General features: G+C 37.0%; 14 protein-coding genes and 1 pseudogene. 1 reads left to right on the forward strand and 14 read right to left on the reverse strand.

What is annotated here, in order from left to right:
* Positions 1–237: 237 nt before the first annotated feature.
* From ACFFIS_RS17460 to ACFFIS_RS17520, 13 genes and pseudogenes are all read right to left on the reverse strand, one after another.
* The gene (locus ACFFIS_RS17460; protein WP_320379919.1) at positions 238–1,641 is read right to left on the reverse strand and encodes an MBL fold metallo-hydrolase; all 1,404 of its coding nucleotides are present in this window, start codon (positions 1,639–1,641) and stop codon (positions 238–240) included.
* Between the two features lie 125 nt (positions 1,642–1,766).
* Positions 1,767–3,107: an ABC transporter substrate-binding protein gene (locus tag ACFFIS_RS17465; RefSeq protein ID WP_320379920.1), complete on the reverse strand. Its 1,341-nt coding sequence runs from the start codon at positions 3,105–3,107 to the stop codon at positions 1,767–1,769.
* 85 nt (positions 3,108–3,192) lie between these two features.
* Positions 3,193–4,020, reverse strand: coding sequence for a carbohydrate ABC transporter permease (locus ACFFIS_RS17470; RefSeq protein ID WP_320379921.1), 828 nt, complete (start codon positions 4,018–4,020; stop codon positions 3,193–3,195).
* Positions 4,021–4,035: 15 nt separating this feature from the next.
* Positions 4,036–4,926, reverse strand: a complete 891-nt coding sequence (locus tag ACFFIS_RS17475; RefSeq protein WP_390188539.1) for a carbohydrate ABC transporter permease — start codon at positions 4,924–4,926, stop codon at positions 4,036–4,038.
* Between the two features lie 34 nt (positions 4,927–4,960).
* Positions 4,961–6,046, reverse strand: a complete 1,086-nt coding sequence (locus tag ACFFIS_RS17480) for an ABC transporter ATP-binding protein (RefSeq protein WP_390188540.1) — start codon at positions 6,044–6,046, stop codon at positions 4,961–4,963.
* Between the two features lie 427 nt (positions 6,047–6,473).
* Positions 6,474–7,268: an N-acetylmuramoyl-L-alanine amidase gene (locus tag ACFFIS_RS17485; RefSeq protein WP_390188542.1), complete on the reverse strand. Its 795-nt coding sequence runs from the start codon at positions 7,266–7,268 to the stop codon at positions 6,474–6,476.
* Between the two features lie 179 nt (positions 7,269–7,447).
* Positions 7,448–8,077: an arylformamidase gene (gene kynB, locus ACFFIS_RS17490; protein ID WP_320379926.1), complete on the reverse strand. Its 630-nt coding sequence runs from the start codon at positions 8,075–8,077 to the stop codon at positions 7,448–7,450.
* Between the two features lie 17 nt (positions 8,078–8,094).
* Positions 8,095–8,949 (reverse strand): annotated as a pseudogene (gene kynA, locus ACFFIS_RS17495) (tryptophan 2,3-dioxygenase).
* Between the two features lie 42 nt (positions 8,950–8,991).
* Positions 8,992–10,269, reverse strand: coding sequence for a kynureninase (kynU, locus tag ACFFIS_RS17500; protein WP_390188672.1), 1,278 nt, complete (start codon positions 10,267–10,269; stop codon positions 8,992–8,994).
* A gap of 177 nt (positions 10,270–10,446) precedes the next feature.
* Positions 10,447–10,947, reverse strand: coding sequence for a molybdopterin-guanine dinucleotide biosynthesis protein B (gene mobB / locus ACFFIS_RS17505; protein WP_320379927.1), 501 nt, complete (start codon positions 10,945–10,947; stop codon positions 10,447–10,449).
* A complete protein-coding gene (locus tag ACFFIS_RS17510) occupies positions 10,935–12,191 on the reverse strand; it encodes a molybdopterin molybdotransferase MoeA (protein ID WP_390188543.1) in 1,257 nt (418 codons plus the stop codon). Before ACFFIS_RS17510 ends, mobB begins: the two co-directional genes overlap by 13 nt.
* A gap of 45 nt (positions 12,192–12,236) precedes the next feature.
* The gene (locus ACFFIS_RS17515; RefSeq protein WP_320379930.1) at positions 12,237–13,256 is read right to left on the reverse strand and encodes a ThiF family adenylyltransferase; all 1,020 of its coding nucleotides are present in this window, start codon (positions 13,254–13,256) and stop codon (positions 12,237–12,239) included.
* A 314-nt stretch (positions 13,257–13,570) separates the two neighbouring features.
* Positions 13,571–15,067 (reverse strand): nitrate/nitrite transporter, encoded by a 1,497-nt coding sequence (locus ACFFIS_RS17520; protein WP_390188545.1) that lies wholly within the window; start codon positions 15,065–15,067, stop codon positions 13,571–13,573.
* Positions 15,068–15,446: 379 nt separating this feature from the next.
* Here ACFFIS_RS17520 and ACFFIS_RS17525 point away from each other — a divergent pair, with 379 nt between their 5' ends.
* A complete protein-coding gene (locus tag ACFFIS_RS17525) occupies positions 15,447–16,139 on the forward strand; it encodes a hypothetical protein (protein WP_390188547.1) in 693 nt (230 codons plus the stop codon).
* Positions 16,140–16,367: 228 nt separating this feature from the next.
* On the opposite strand, the gene ACFFIS_RS17530 is transcribed toward ACFFIS_RS17525, so the two are convergent.
* Entirely contained in the window at positions 16,368–17,189 is an 822-nt protein-coding gene (locus ACFFIS_RS17530; RefSeq protein WP_390188548.1) for an MIP/aquaporin family protein, read from the reverse strand.
* Between the last annotated feature and the right edge of the window lie 50 nt (positions 17,190–17,239).

Raw genomic sequence — 17,239 nt, forward strand, 5'->3', positions numbered from 1 at the left:
TATATTCTTCCTCAAAAATATTTTTAGCCTATGAAGTTAATATAAATAAAAAACGACGCTGGCGAGATTTGTCCACCAACGTCATTTATTGTACAACCGAATTTAAAAATACACACGCCATTCCAAAGTAGAAATGGCGTGTGTATAATATGCTAATTTGATATTTATTTCCAAAGGGATCGAGAGAAAGTCCTATATTTTATGCTCCAAATGACACACGAGAACCGTCCCCATGTTTCACTGTTTGTGCATATTGTGTTCGTTTATGATGTATGTTGCGTTGTATTCTGGTAGTAATAGTCGTCCGTTGTCTGGTACTAGGCGTTCTGGGTGGAAGCTGTGCAATGGAACGAGTATTTTTGGGTCTAACTTTTCTAATACGTATTTTAAATGTTGTGGCATTGCGTGTCCGCCTGTGCCAACGACGAAACGTTCTAGTCCGATGTATTTCAAAAGCTTTAATAAGTTATGATATGCTGGATCATAATCCCCAAGTGGTGTACCGTTTGCGTGGATATAAGCGCCATTTTCCACGTTCCAATCTAATAATTCCAGCGAGTTTTCATATGTTGTTTGTACAAAATAACCTGCAGGATTTGCATTCATATCTTTTGCTTCAACATGCTCGTATTTTTCAAGTAAAGCTTGTTTCCATTCTGGTAGCGTACCAGCAGCATGTTCCATTTTTGTATCAGCTGAAACATATACTGCAAAATCTTTCGAATCAAGTAATTGATCAGCAACATAAGCTGTTTCTAATTCGAAGACAACTTTTCTGCCAGACGTATTTTTTAAAGCAATAATATCCTGCACACGCTCGACATTACGATGATAAATATTAAATAGTCCAAGACCTGTAGTTTCCTGCAAAATAGCTTGCATTTTTTCAACTACTTCTTTTTCTTTCGTTAATTGATCCGGTAATGTTGCATCAGGAACGATAAGATTTTTACTTTCTTCAATATCTTGTAATGTTGTTCCTTCCATAATAAGTACATCAAACGCCAATTCTTTTGCTTTTGTAATCGCTTGTTCAATCAACTCTGGATGACGACCATGCAATCTGAAGTCACCTGTATAGAAAATCGCACCATCCGGTGTTGCGATATGAAAACCGCATGCTCCAATTACATCATGATCAATCGGGATTGGTGTAATTTTAATTTCGCCTACTTGAAATGTCTCATGAAAATGGCATTTCTTTAAGTTAGGTCGATGTCCAGGTACTTTTTCACCGATTGTTTCTAACGTTTCATACAAGTCTACTGTTTCATCTGTTAAATAAACCGGAATTTGTGGGGAAAGCATTCCCATGCCCCCCATATGATCGAGGTGTAGATGCGAGATGATTACTGCAGTTTCACGGTTATCTTCTTCTACAGACAACAGGCCATCCAACGCTGCAATATCAGACTTTTCATATACACCATCAATAGGTGGCACAAGTCCTAACTTCACATAATCGTGAACAGTGTTTACATTTCGTTCCTTAATTTTGCCATCAAAAATACTTGAAGCAGGGCTAAAAATTAAACCATAGTCAAAAATAACACGTGCGTCTTTATATTGTACTGAAATGATAGTCCCACCTATCGTTCGTAGACCACCCCAAAATTTTACCTCTGTATGTTCTAAATTCATTTGATCACTCCTGACAAAAAATATGTAATCTTGTTAATTAGTTGCTCAAAATCCCGTTTTATCACAGATTTTTTATAAATAGCAAGAAGGGAGCCCCTTAAAAGGTTCCCCCCTTACTTTAATCCTTATTTATTTGCTTTATCAACAGCAGATTGTGCAGTACTTTGTAAGTCTGCTAAACCTTTATCAACATCTTTTTGTTTTAAAAGAACTGCCTGGATTTCTTTTTTCAATGCTTCGTTAATACCTGATTTCCCTTTAATATGTGGATCATAGTAACCAGCATCAAATTGAGATGCAGCAACACCATATTCAGGGTTTTCTTTCACATAATCTTTCCATTCAGGTAAGTCTAAAGCAGATGTACGTACTGGCACATAACCAGTGTTTTTAGCCCAATGCACAGTTTGTTCAGGGCTAGCTAGAAATTTCATATATTCCCAAGCTGCTAATTTTTCTTCAGGTGTAGCAGAGTTATACATTACTAGGTTTGTGCCTTGGAATGCAGTTGCAGCTTCTTTCCCTTTTGGTAAAGGCGCAACATCCCAGTTTATTTTTCCTTCTGCTTCTGCACCAACAAAACCGATACCTGCTGATGATCCAACATATAATGCAACATCTCCACGACCAAATGGTCCGGACATAAAGCCATCTTCACCAGCTAAACGGGCTGTACCTTCTGTAACCATGTCATGTAAGAAAGTTAGTGCATCTTTAGATTCTGGTGTATCAAATGTTACTGATTTTAAATCTTCGCTAATTGTTGTTCCACCAGCTTGACGAACATAAGTAGGGAATGAAAGACCAATTGAGTTTTCTAGACCTAAACCAATCACTTTTTTGCCGCCTTCGTTTGTTGTTAATGCTGCAGCAGCTTTTTTATATTCATCCCAATTTGTTGGAACATCTAAGCCTTTATCTTTCAACATATCTGTGTTGTAATATAATACTTCTGTACTTTTATTAAATGGCACACCATACATTTTGTTGTCCCATGTGTTTGCATCACGGAAAACTTCGACGATATCATCAAGTTCTTCTTTTGTCCAACCATGATTTTTATCTTCAATATAAGGAGTTAAGTCAGTAATTAAATCATTTTCAACGTATTGTGTCATCCAGTCTTCATATGCTTGTGACATAACTGGAGAAGTTTTTGCTTTCGCAGATGCCATTAGTTTTTTAGATAAATCATCGTATGAACCTTGGCTTACTAGTTTAACTGTAATCTTATCTTGTGATTTATTAAATTCATCTGTCATTTCTTTTAATGTTTCTTCTAAACCACCAGTCATTGCATGCCAAAATTCAATTTCTACAGGTTTATCTAACTTCTCAGGAATGTCAGCAGCTGATTCCTGTTTATCATTTGATTTCGCTGCATCGTCCTTTTTACTTGCGTTTCCACAAGCTACAAGACCTACTGCAAGAACACTTGCTAAAATTAACAACAAAAATTTCTTCATCTTTCGTTCCCTCCACATGCTGTATGTTTTTTTATCTATAATAATCTCAAGTTTATACTTAAGAATTATTAACCTACGAAAAAATTTAACCTTTAATACCAGCTCTTGCAACACCTTCAATAATGTATTTTTGTAAGATGATATATAAAATAATCATCGGCAAAATAATCATCGTGGAAGCTGCCATTAATAATTCGTATACCGTACCTGTTTCCGTACTAAAAGCAGTTAAACCGACCGGTAGTGTACGCATATTTTCAGAATTCGTTACAATTAACGGCCATAAGAATGCATTCCAGCTACCGATCGCTTTTAATAGAGCAATCGTAATAAGTGCTGGTTTTGCTAATGGGACCATAATGGACCATAAGAATCGAAAATCACTACACCCGTCAATTTTTGCAGCATACGATAGTTCTTGTGGAATACCTAAGAAAAACTGACGTAATAAAAAGATTGAAAAAATACTTGCCAACCATGGAACAATTAATGCTTCATAATGGTCAATCCATCCGAGATTGGACAGTGTTACAAAGTTTGGAGTTAATAAAACTTCCCCAGGTACCATCATCGTTCCTAATAAAACTGCAAAAACAACATTCTTGCCATAAAAGTTAATTCTTGAAAAAGCATAAGCTGCCAGTATTGTCGTGATCAATTCTCCGATAGTACTTACAACTAATACAAAAATACTGTTAAATGCATATCTTCCAAATGGGGCAACTTCAATTGCTTTACTATAGTTATCCCATTGAAAAACCGATGGAATCCACTTTGGAGGCATGACCATCACTTCGTTTGAAGCTTTTAAGGATGTACTAATCATCCATACAAACGGAAGCAGCATTAAAATAGCACCAAGAGCTAACAAAATATAAATTGTACTTTTTGACAGTGCTTGTTTCGTCGTCATATTTCCAAGCCTCCTTTAGTAATTCACTTTTTTCTTTCCAACATAAAGTTGGATTAAAGTAAAGATAAAGATAACTAAAAACAACATATAAGCTGCAGCTGAGGCAACACCAAAATCCCAATCCCCATAAAAACGATTGAAGATATAATATACAATTGTTTGTGCACTACCAGCTGGGCCAGGTTGTCCACCAAATAAAGCAAATACTTCATCAAATACTTTAAAAGCATTAATGATTGAAATAATCGAGATAAAAAATGTTGTTGGTGAAATCAATGGTACTGTCACATGTTTAAATCTTTCCCACTTAGAAGCACCATCAATTTGCGCTGCCAAATAGTACTGCGGATTGACATTTTGTAACCCAGCTAAAAAGATAATGATGTTATAGCCGAGCCCTTTCCAAACCGCTAAAATAATTAATGCAGGCATCGCCCAATCTGGATCTGTTAACCATTGAATTGTATCGATACCAAAAAAGCCAAGGAAATAGTTCAAAATACCATAATCTGTATGGAAAATCCAACGCCATACAATGGAAACTGCTACAACAGACGTGACAAACGGAATAAAGTAAATCGTCCGAAATAGTCCGCGTAATTTAATATTTTGATTGAGCATAATGGCAATCAAAAGTGATAATATGATTGAAATTGGCACAACTCCTAATACAAAAATAAAAGTATTGTACATAGAATGCCAAAATTCTTCATCGTGAAAAATATAACTGTAATTATCTAAACCTCGTTCGTAGACAACATCATTAAAGAAGTCATAATCCGTATAAAAGCTCATAAAGAATGATTTGACAATCGGATATAAGTTAAAAACTCCTAAAACAAGTAATGCCGGTGCTAAATATAGAAAGGCTTTTAGCGTTTTTTTGGCGGTAGGCTTGTCGTTCAAGTTTCATCCTCTCCTTTTACATAAGAAGTCATATTTATCTTTGCAATAAACTCTCGCCATCACTTGCTTTAAATAAATGTAAATGACCTGGACGAATCGACAATTTTACATCATCACCATCATTCACTTTTGAATCTGGAGAAACAATCGCTCTCACTTTATTTTGTCCAACTTGTACATTTAATAGATAATCTCTGCCAATTCTTTCTACCATTATTGTCTTTCCTTGAATTCCTTCTTTTTCTGGATCTGTTTCGATAAACAAATCTTCTGGTCGGATACCAACGACAAAGGACTCATCTATATTCACTTCTGGTTTTACAGCTTTTGAAAGGTGAAGAATATCTCCTGTTTCCGTAATCTTCACTGTATCTGTTTGCCCAACAAATGTTGCTAGCAACGTATTAATAGGTGGGTTTCCTAAAAATTGTGCAACAAACTCGTTACGAGGATGATCATAGATCTCCTGTGGTGGACTAAATTGCTGATATTTTCCGTCTTTCATTAATAATATTTGATCTGAAATACTAAGTGCTTCTTCTTGGTCATGCGTTACAAAAATCGTCGTAATTCCAACTGCTTGTTGTATCCGTTTAATTTCTTCACGCATTTCCAAACGTAAACGCGCATCTAAATTTGATAATGGTTCATCAAGTAAAAGTAACTGAGGCTTTTTAACCAACGCCCTTGCAATTGCTACCCTTTGTTGTTGGCCCCCAGAAAGTTGTCCTGGTTTACGGTCCAATAAATGGTCAATATGTACTAATTTCGCCATTTCTGTTGCCCGATCAATTGCTTCTTGCTTCGGGACTTTCTCCATCTTTAGTGGAAACATAATGTTTTTTAAAACTGACATATGAGGATATAACGCATAATTTTGGAAAACCATTCCAATTCCGCGCTTTTCAGGTTCAACCTTATTTACCAATCGATCACCAAAATATAATTCACCAGATGTCGGTTGATAAAGTCCTGCCAGCATAAAAAGTGTCGTACTTTTTCCACAACCACTCGGACCTAACAACGATACTAAAGTCCCTTCTTCTATCGTTACATTTAAACGATCGACTGCTGTTACATCATCAAACTTCATCGTGAGATCTTTTAAAACAACCTTCACTATGGACCCTCCTTAAAGGTAAAATACGCAAAATATGACATTAACTGTCAATTTATATCGTTTTCTAATAAATCTATGTTGAATTGATAGATTTGTGTATAAAATTTCGATATAATTAAGGGCTATGGTAAATTATATCTATTTCATACCTTTTATATTATCTATGAATGTGAGCTAGAATGCAATACTATATTTGTAAAATAAACATTAAATTTGTCGATTTTAGTCATATTATGTTGACACTATCATGGAATGTTACATAACAATGAGGATAATTCAATGTAATTAACACTTGTATGACCTTATTTTGACTCTATCCGCATCATTTTATGTGATAATCGAATAGTTTGAATTGCGGGGTCAGACCCCAAATGCAAAAAAGGGGTCTGACCCCCTATGAGCCAGACCCTTAGCTAGTTTTAAATTTTTATGGTGTGTAGGTTACGATAAAGGATTCAAATCCTGCATTTTTTAAACGGGTTACTTGCTGTTCTGCGTTTGCACGACTTTGATAAGAACCTGTAATTACGCGGTAGTAAGTTGTACCTGATTGCTGATAAATTTCAATGAAACTTTCAAACCCTTTCGCTTTTAACGCATTCACTTGTATATCTGCATTTTGTCTTGTTACAAATGAACCAGTCACGACACGGTAGTAAGTACCGCTCCCAGATTTTTGTTTTAAACCAAGTGCTCGTGCCAATCCTTTTGCATGTCCACGTGCTATGCTCGTTAAAAATGCATCACTTTTCAACTTGCTTGCATCAGCACTATGATCAATGAAGCCATTTTCGGTAAGAACGGAATGCATATTAGATTCACGCAGCATATGAAAATTCGCTTCCTTTTTTCCACGATTTTGAAAGCCCGTTTCACTCACAATCGCGTCATGCACCAGTCCTCGTAAACGATTTGTTTCCGCTTTACCAGCATAACTTCCATTATAAATATACGATTCAAAGCCTGTTCCGCCCCCTGCATTAATATGAATCGACACGAGATAGTTTGCTCCCCAGTTGTTCGCCATTGTTGTACGTTCCCCTAATTGCAATGTTTTATCCGTTGTTCGCGACAGTAGGAGAGAATGCCCCTCATATTCGTTATTTAAAATATTACGGAGCTTGAGGGCAATACTTAACGTCAAATCCTTTTCCCTTAATCCATTCGCCTGTGCTCCTGGATCTGTACCACCATGACCTGGGTCAATAAAAATTTTTGTCATCCTTTTTCCTCCTCATTTTTTTGTAATCGTTCTTCACTATTACAATCGAATGAATGACAAAAGAGGAGGCGTCCACGCTTCATTTTATAGTCAACTAGCAGTTTCTCGATATCACTTTGTTTATGTATTGCCAATGTACAAAGCTTTTCCAAGCATGGCTTCCGTTTTGTGAAGCAAGATTATGCTAAAGGCCGAATAACAGCCCGCACTGGACTTCCGTCTGCACCTTTTATTTTTAATGGTAATGCAATTAATTCATAATCTCCTGGTGCTACATGTTCCAAAACTATATTTTCTAAAATATGTATGCCTTCAATTGCCAAAGCATGGTGTGCATCTAATGTTTTACTATCCAATGGATCGACAGATGGTGTATCTACACCAATAAGCCGCACACCTTTTTCTTGTAAATAACCCGCTACATCTACGTGTAGAACGGGATATTCCTCAGGAAACTTTCGTATATCTCTATTAGGTAACATCCGTAGCAATAAGCGTTCTACACCTTCTAGTTCAAATGATGTTAATACATCCCGATCAATCGTTTTAAATGTTGTTACATCCAAAACTTTTGCCTTTCCTATATAAACCCCAATGTCAATTTCGTCTATTTTCTTTCCTGTTTGATCAAAATGAAAAGGTGCATCTACATGTGTTCCTGTATGGACGCTAGTTGTTAGTTTTCCAATATTAACAGAAGTTGATTGCTCCTTCGTTACACTCAATCCAAATGAAAAAGGTGTGTCTCCTGGCCAAACTGCTATATCATTTGATAATGCTTGTGATATATCAATCCATTTCCTATCCATTTACTTCACCGTCCAAATTATAATTTTGTTCGCAAATCCCATAACTCTGGGAAAAATCGATGATCTAATACTTCACGTAAATAATTTACGCCCGATGAACCACCCGTTCCCATTTTAAAACCAATAATGCGCTCGACCGTTTTCATATGACGGAAACGCCATTGTTGTAACCAGTCTTCAATATCAACTAATTTTTCAGCAAGTTCATATAGCTCCCAATATGTATCAACATGTAAATACACTTCCTTCCAAGCAGCTGCGACCGTCTCATCCCCTTCATATACTTGAGAGAAATCACGTTTCAATAAAGCGGAACGAATAGGGAAACCTGCGCGTGCTAAAGCTGCAATTGCCGCATCATAAATACTCGGTTTATGAATTGCCTGCTGCAAAATATTTGAAACTTGTTCATCCTTTTCATAGATTTTTAAAACATGCGCTGTTTTATACCCTAACGCAAACTCAATTAATCGATATTGATAAGACTGAAATCCAGATGCCTGACCTAACTCATCTCAAAATTCCAAATATTCCGCTGGCGTTAAAGTGGAAAGTACATCCCAAGCTTGAATGATTTGCGTTTGTATTCGTGAAACACGCGCAAGCATTTTAAATGCAGCTTGTAATTCATCATTCGCGATTGCTTTTATTGCAGCTTGTAATTCATGCAAAATTAATTTCATCCACAACTCACTTACTTGATGAATAACAATAAATAACATTTCATCATGATGTGCTGATAAGCGATGTTGACTTGATAAAATTTTATCTAAATGTAAATAATCCCCATATGTCATATTATTTTTAAAATCTGTATGAATCCCAGTTTCTTTCTTTAGCTTTTCTTGCAGATCTGAAATAGATTTATTCATGAACATTCATCCCCCATCCCTTGTTATTATTCAACCTTCTACCTATGCAATGACATCCCTAGTATTGGTAAACTTCCTATATAATTCTTTATCCATAATAGTATGTAGCTTATCCACACAATCCCACACTTCGGAAAATGTATTGTACAAGGCAACAGGGGCTAAGCGGATACCACTTGGGGCTCGAAAGTCTGGTACAACATTCATATTTTTAAGTGCTTTACATATACTAGCCGCTTCTCTATGTTGTAAAAAAATATGTGCACCGCGTTGTGTGTCACCATATGGATTTGCAATTTGAAAGCCAAATTCACCTAATCTTTCCTCGACTAACATCATCATATATGCGGTAAGTTGTAACGACTTTTTCCGAATCCTTTCTATACCGATTTCTTGAAAAATAGTAAGTGAACCTAAGAGTGGTGCGGCACTTAATACATGTGGAGTACCAATTTGATATGCGCCAGCATCTGGTGCCGGTGACATCGTATGATCCATATCAAACTGTTTTTCTTTATGCGATCCAAACCAGCCTGCTAGCCCTGGCTTCATACCAAAGTGTTTTTCATTTACATACAATCCACCTACAGCTCCTGGTCCGCCATTTAAATGTTTATATGTACACCAGAAAGCAAAGTCCACATCCCAATCCGTTAGCGCATGAGGTATTGCGCCAATGGAATGGCATAAATCAAAGCCAATTAAAATACCTTTTTCATGCGCTGCCATTGTAAGCCTTTTCACATTTAATATCTGTCCACTACGGTATAACACACTCGGTAATACAATGAGGGCTACCTCTTCTGTCATTGCTGTAATAATTGCTTCCTCATCCAACAGATGACCGTCAGCACTTTTCACTTGGATAAGATGTTCTGCAGGGTCAAACCCATGTATCAAAAGCTGGCTCTTTAACGCATAAATATCTGATGGGAAATTTAATTCGTCCGCTAAAATTTTAGTTCTGTCTTTTACCGGTTGATAGAATGTTGCGACTAATTGATGTAAATTTGTTGTTGTTGACCCTGTTATGACAACCTCTTCATGCTTTGCACCAACAAGTGGTGCACACATTTCGCCCAGTCTTTCTGATAAATAAAACCATGGTTGATCACCTGACGTCCATCCGTCAATCGCATGTGATTTCCATGAATCTAATAACTCCATCGCCTTTGTTTCTGCCCGTTTTGATAATAAACCGAGTGAATTTCCATCAAAATATATGTGGTCTGGCTGAATATAAAATTCTTTTCGGTATGAATGAAGCTCATCCTGCTTATCTAATGTAAGTGCATATTTCTTTGTCACATCACGTGTAATTTCCAGCAATCCCCATCCCCCATTTATCTTATGATATGTAGATAAGTTCATCATATCATAATTTTGGAAATAATTTAGTTTACTTTTCCTTGCATTTGACGGAATTTGCACACGCACAAGAATTCATTCAAATTTATTATCATGTGAAATGTACCAGAGGGGGTCTGACCCCTCTAGTTAGCTTCCTACCCAAGTGAGCAGCCATTCATCTAGTTCTTTTTCATCTGTACGGTCGTGGATATGATTGTATTCTATAGTTAGGTTGGAGCAACCAACAACTAATTGAATATCTTCCAGTCCTTGGAGTTGTTCCCAATCTGCTTCTTCCCGTAATAATATCACTTTATCACCCTGCTGCTCTTTAAATCCTTCTGCTAATATTACATCCGGCTTACTTTGATGGGCCAACTCTATTAGTCTTGTAAAGTCAGGATTCTCATGGAGCATCATTTGAACTGTTCCTCCACCTGCAATAATAGACGAATCAGCCCCGTTCAAGAAAAATTGCATGGAATCTGTCTGTTCATCTGGCATTTTTAATTGACCGTTATGACGATGTTGTTTTAATCCAACAACGCAAAGTCCTTGTTCTTTCAACAATCGAATCCATCTCGAAACGAGGGTTGTTTTCCCGCTATTCTTATATCCAATAATATGTAGCCTTTTTATATGTTCCACGTACTCACTCCCTGCTCGGATCCGAGTAATAATAGTTTAACCTTTGCTCCTCTTTCATACCCATGTTCACCTGGTGGCAGCACAATGATACAATTCCCGCGTGCAATGGAGGAAACCGCATTTGTTTTATTAAACCCTGCTGGTCGAGCAGTTACTCCATCTGCACCGAACGTCCATAATCCACGCATAAATCTTATAAATGGATTGGCATCTGGAATCGCTTCGTCAAGCTCCGCTTCTATTTGTGGTAAATATGGCGCAAGGCTACCCATCATTTTCTCAATTGCTGGACGAACGTAAAGCTCAAATCCTGTAAAACAGGCGGATGGATTTCCTGATAATCCAAATAACAATTTTCCATTTAAAACGGATACCGTTGTGACACTGCCCGGACGCATTGCAATTTTATTAAATAATACAGTTGCGCCTAAGCGTTCATAGATGACAGGTAAATAATCATAATCCCCAACTGAAACACCACCTGTTGTAATCAAAAGATCTGTTTCAGCAAGTGCTTTTTCTACCATATGCTGACATGATTCCAAATTATCTTCTAACATACCGTATGATTGATACATCATGCCCATCCGTTTTAGCTGCGCTTCCACCATCGGACCGTTAGAATTACGGATTTTTCCTGGAGTGAGTTCGTCTCCTACATCTAACAATTCTGTCCCAGTCGATAAAATCCCTACTATTGGACGTTTGGACACTTTTACCTTTGCATAACCAAATGTTGCTAGTAAAGCAGTTGTCCCTGGATGGATTTTTGTTCCTGCTTCCATAAGTGTTTCTCCTTTTTGAGCATCTTCCCCTTGAAAAGAAAGATGCGCTCCAGGTTGTACAGATTCAGAAATGGTAAAACCTTTTGCAGTTTCTACTGTTTGTTCTAACATGATGACTGCATCCGCTTCAGCAGGTAGGATTGCCCCTGTCATAATACGATATGCCTGAAATTCCCCAATTGGTTGATTAGCAACATGACCTGCGCCTATTTCCCCTATAACATGAAAATGGATGGGATTCTCTGACGATGCTCCGATTGTATCAACAGCTCGAACTGCAAATCCATCATAAGCGGACCGATCAAATGGTGGAACATCGTGTTTCGCGATAATTGGCTCCGCTAAAATTCTTCCATAAGCCTCTTCAAGTGACACAGTTTCTGTTCCAAGCAATTCTACTACTTGCATGATACGTTCTAAAGCTTCATTCACTAAAATAGGTTTCCGTAATTCAACCATGTACATGCCCACTCCCCTCATATTCTTCTATCAATCTACTATATATTAACCAAACAATTGATGATACAATTTTCGTCCTGTTGCCATGTCTTTTAATCCATGTATGAGCATCCGGCCATTTTTAAATAGAATACAGCGATAATCTTCTATGTAAAACTCAACAAAAAACGGTGTAACACGATAATGTGTGCCTAATTGCTTTGCTACCCGTTCTCCATCTGTTATCGATATCGGCCGATTTTTATCTGGAATAATTTGTACCGTGTCTCGCCCACATAATACTGCATAATGTGTTCCTTCGTTAATTTGTAAAGCCGGATATGTTGCTTGTTCCGAACAAGTTTCACAATATTCCTTTTTAACACGTGAAAGACCGATTTCTACTTGGCTATTATGCCAAACGTCCATATGTAATAATTTTTTACGCATTGCCTTTTTGTTTCCCGTTAACCATTTGAGTGCTTCAGCTGTTTGGTTTGCAGCTGTCATTTGTACAGCAGGTGCGATAATCCCAACAGTATCACATGTTTGATTCACTGCAGGAAGTACTGGTAACAGACACCGAAAGCATGGTGTTTCTCCAGGTATAAATGGAAAAACAACACTTGTACTACTTACACAAGCACCATAGATCCACGGTATTTGATATTTCCAAGCAACATCATTTATGAGTAAGCGTGTTTCAAAGTTATCTGTTGCATCGATGATAATTTGTGCATGTGCGACAAGTTGTTCTAATAGAAGCCCATCAACATGATCTAAAATCGTATCAATTTCAACATCAGTACGAATTTCCTGTAAACGGCGTTTTGCCGCAATTACTTTTGGTATTTTTTCTCTTGCATCTTGTTCCGTAAAAAGTTGCTGTCGTTGTAAATTAGATGCTTCCACATAGTCACGATCTGCAATTGTCAACTTTCCGACACCTGCGCGAACAAGAGATTCTGACACAGCAGAACCTAATGCGCCACAGCCAATGATAACAACGTGAGCTTTGTGGAGCATCGCTTGCCCCGACACTCCAATTGGTTTAAATATTATTTGTCGTGAATAGCGTTCATCCACAAAACCACCCCATCCCCAATAACATCGTATGATTTATATATAGTCTTTTCTTTATCTTTCATGAACTACAAGTATATTTCCCGCAAAATTGGTGATACGTGTTGCTTACATGAGACGCATCTATAAACTACAGAAGTAAGCTGCTAATACATTTAAAAGGCGTTATACGAACTGTTCATGTGCTAACGATATACCCGGCTTATGCTAAGCATGCACGTACTAGACCACTTAATCCAGAATAAACCTCTCAAGATTTTAAAGTGCCTCTCATTCTGCAACAACACCCATACCCTGATTTCCCTTTCAAACTTGAACTAATCGATATTTGGCGTAATATCGCTAAATGTCCCTACATATCTTGTGACATCACCAGAATCATCTTTAACAGAACTAATTGTAAGTAATTGCAAATACTCGTTCCCATTTTTCTTCCGATTCCAAACTTCACCTTGCCACAGGCCTTGTTCGTGAATTTGCTTCCACATGGCATCATAGAATGAAGCATCTTGTTTACCAGAACTTAATACGTTTGGATTTTTCCCGATTACTTCCTCTTCAGTATACCCTGTTAAGCGCGTAAATGCAGGATTAACAGTGATAATATGACCCGAAGGATTTGTCACTAATATTCCTTGTCCCGTTGAATCGAACACATCTTTCGATAATGACAATTTATCCATATAATACAACCATAATACGAGCACAAAACTTGCTAGTGAAACTTGAGAAAAAGCCATAAATCCAATGGAGTAGGATCCTGTGAGTGAAAATATAGCCGATAGTAATAGCGGTGGAAAGAAACCACCTAAGCCACCCATCATCGACACAATGCCATTTGCGGTTCCGGCTTGTTTACTAAAATAGAAAGGAACTAACTTAAATATAACACCATTTCCAATTCCAGCAGTGAGCGCAATGAGCATCACGGCAATTGTATAAAATAACATCGTGGGCGAAAAAGCCAAAATGAAGGAACCTAATGTTAGCCCAATAAAAACGGCCATTAAAATAAATAATGGTTGAAACTTATCTGCTAAAAGTCCTCCAATTGGTCTTACTAAGGTTGCCACAACAATAAATCCGGCTGTACGAATCCCTGCATCCACTTTACTCAAATTAAAAAAGTCAACGAGAAAGTTTGGCAAAAAGACAGTGAAGGCAACAAAGGAGCCAAAGGTAATAAAATAAAACAATGAAAAGAACCAAAGCTTTTCATTTTTAAATACAATTTTCATTTGTCCTACAATCGGTTCTTTAGACTTCTGCTCTTTACGATCTCCAAGAAAAAAGTTTAATGCAGCGAAAATAAGTAATAAAATTAAATACAATTTAATCGTTGCAGACCAACCTATTTTCGTTGCAATAACAGGAGCCGCAAAAGTTGTCACCGCTGTACCAGCATTTCCCATTCCATAAATCCCATTAATTAACCCATGTTTTTCTTTTGGATAATATTTTGGTAGAGATGTGACACCGACTGAAAATATCGCGCCACCTATTCCTAAAAATGTTCCACCGATAATGAGATCGGAAAAGGAATTTGCTTCACTTAAATAGTACACTGGAAACAATAAAACAATAAAGCTAAGTAAAAACATGATCCTTGCACCAAAAACATTTGCATAATATCCCAATGGAATTCGTAATACAGATCCGAGTATAACCGGCACTGCTGTTACAATTGCTAATTTTTCCGTAGGTATTTCTACATCCGCACGAATAAACGGAAGTAGAGAGGAGATTATTACCCACACCATAAAACCAACAACAAGGTTTGCAGTTTGTAAAGGTAATTGTAATTTTCGTGTCATATTCAACCATCCATTTCTGTTTTATCTTTCCTAAATATGTTTTATAGTTTTTAGCACAACTATTGCGATTAACATGACCTTAAAAGAAGACTTTCATTACTCGAATTTGGTATCAACGTGTAAGTCATAGACATTAGACCGTGTCTATATTCCGCGATACCAAGTCTCAGTTAAGACATATAAAAATGTACATTTTTAGGATATGCAATCAAAACGGATACATACAATTTTTTATGAAAGTGGATATCTCCCTCTAAAATTTCCTTCAAGATGTAGTAAAGCTCACGTAAGACAGGCAATTTTCCAATATGATGGTATAATCAAAATAGTACTTATTACCTACAATAAGTATGAAATATCATTCGGGGAGTGTCAGCTGATGAAGCAAATCAAAACGATATGGTTGCTTGCTGTTTTATGTTTCATTCTTGTTGGATGTAAGCAACCTACTACTACGGATTTTAAAAATGATGACTCATTTACAGAAGAAACAGCAACTGAGGAAGTAAATCACAACTTTACAGAAGATGAAACAGCAGCCGAAGAAAATAATGAAGAGGATCACACCGCGCGACATACAGATAGCGCGCAGAACATCGGAAGCGAAACCAATCAAATAGCTTCTTCACAAGAAAAGGAAGAAGTAGAACAAAAGTATGAACCAGATAAAAAGGAAATGAGCACGACTGAAACAGGTAAACCAATCATATATCAAAATGAAAAATATCAATTTTCATTAACGCTACCATCTTCTTGGAAAGGCCATTACAAGGTGGAAGAAGTGCATTGGAATCCTTCTGCAGATGTCGTCATTGATTTCAATTTTACATATCAAGGCGAAGTGTTGAGTACATTATTTAGTATTCATATTTTGAGTGAAGAACTTGATGAAGAAGCGCCACTTACCTATATTGCTTCCAATGATGAGAAAACATTTGCATATACGAAAGCACTAGAGATTCCTGAAGCTTTTTATGAAAATGAACAATTAAAAGCTGAGCAAGATCAATTCTTACATATGATGAATCAAGATGTTCCACAAATTATCGAGAGCATGCAATTTGAATCATAATAAGTGGCAGATCCATTTTACATTGGGGCATTGCGGCCTGTAATATTTACGTTAAAATATTGCGATTGCAATTGTTCCATTATATGCACGGAAGAAAATGCAATGACTAGAAAATCAAATGAACAGTGTATTTTTTTATTTGCACATTATAATAACTCAGAACACTTGTTCAAATAAAGGTTATAACAGTACCTCAAACAGGTATTCTTGCCCATCATATAAATATGATTAATCTGGAATAGAATCGCCACTTTCATATTTAACATGATTTTTTGTTGTATAAACGAAGTAAATAACGATTGCCGTCATTGCAAGAACGACCCAAAAGTAGATGGATACCTTACCTAAAAATAAAGCTTGATATGTTAATCCACCGAGCGCTCCACCTAATAGCGGCCCAATAATAGGAATCCAAGCATACTGCCAATCTGAACCGCCCTTACCCGGAATTGGCAGTATGAAATGGGCAATTCTTGGTCCCAAATCACGCGCTGGGTTAATGGCATATCCTGTTGTTCCACCAAATGCCATCCCGATTGCAACAATTAATAAACCAACGATAAGCGGGTTTAATCCTTCTATATATTCATTTGCTCCAATAAACAACAATCCTAAAATTAAAAGGAATGTACCGATCAACTCTGACAATAAATTAGAATATGAATGTCTAATGGCGGGAATTGTTGCAAATACACCAAGCTTTGTCGCTTGATCCGATGTTGCTTTAAAATGAAGTAAATAATGCATTGACACAATGGATGCACCAATGATTGCACCAAGCATTTGCCCCAGAATGTAAGTCGGCACATCTACCCAAGAAAAAGTGCCAATCATTGCAAAGGAGACTGTCACTGCTGGATTGAGATGCGCACCACTATATGTTCCAACAGCATAAATTCCCATTGTTACAGCAAGACCCCAGGCAATGGTAACAACAACCCAACCACCACCATTTGCTTTTGACTTATTGAGTGAAACACCTGCCACAACGCCGCACCCAATCATAATTAAAATTGCCGTCCCAATTAATTCACCTAAAAATGCTGACATAAATGACGTATTCCTCCTTTTTTTATTTTTAGACAATGAAATCCAGTAAA

Source organism: Paracerasibacillus soli, from assembly GCF_042432965.1.
Classification (GTDB): Bacteria; Bacillota; Bacilli; order Bacillales; family Amphibacillaceae; genus Paracerasibacillus; species Paracerasibacillus soli.

Excerpts from the sequence above, each read along its gene's own strand:
- ACFFIS_RS17460 (WP_320379919.1), bottom strand. The coding sequence starts at position 1,641 with ATGAATTTAGAACATACAGAGGTAAAATTTTGGGGTGGTCTACGAACG.
- ACFFIS_RS17465 (WP_320379920.1), bottom strand. The coding sequence starts at position 3,107 with ATGAAGAAATTTTTGTTGTTAATTTTAGCAAGTGTTCTTGCAGTAGGT.
- ACFFIS_RS17470 (WP_320379921.1), bottom strand. The coding sequence starts at position 4,020 with ATGACGACGAAACAAGCACTGTCAAAAAGTACAATTTATATTTTGTTA.
- ACFFIS_RS17485 (WP_390188542.1), bottom strand. The coding sequence starts at position 7,268 with ATGACAAAAATTTTTATTGACCCAGGTCATGGTGGTACAGATCCAGGA.
- kynB (WP_320379926.1), bottom strand. The coding sequence starts at position 8,077 with ATGGATAGGAAATGGATTGATATATCACAAGCATTATCAAATGATATA.
- ACFFIS_RS17510 (WP_390188543.1), bottom strand. The coding sequence starts at position 12,191 with ATGGTTGAATTACGGAAACCTATTTTAGTGAATGAAGCTTTAGAACGT.
- ACFFIS_RS17520 (WP_390188545.1), bottom strand. The coding sequence starts at position 15,067 with ATGACACGAAAATTACAATTACCTTTACAAACTGCAAACCTTGTTGTT.
- ACFFIS_RS17525 (WP_390188547.1), top strand. The coding sequence starts at position 15,447 with ATGAAGCAAATCAAAACGATATGGTTGCTTGCTGTTTTATGTTTCATT.
- ACFFIS_RS17530 (WP_390188548.1), bottom strand. The coding sequence starts at position 17,189 with ATGTCAGCATTTTTAGGTGAATTAATTGGGACGGCAATTTTAATTATG.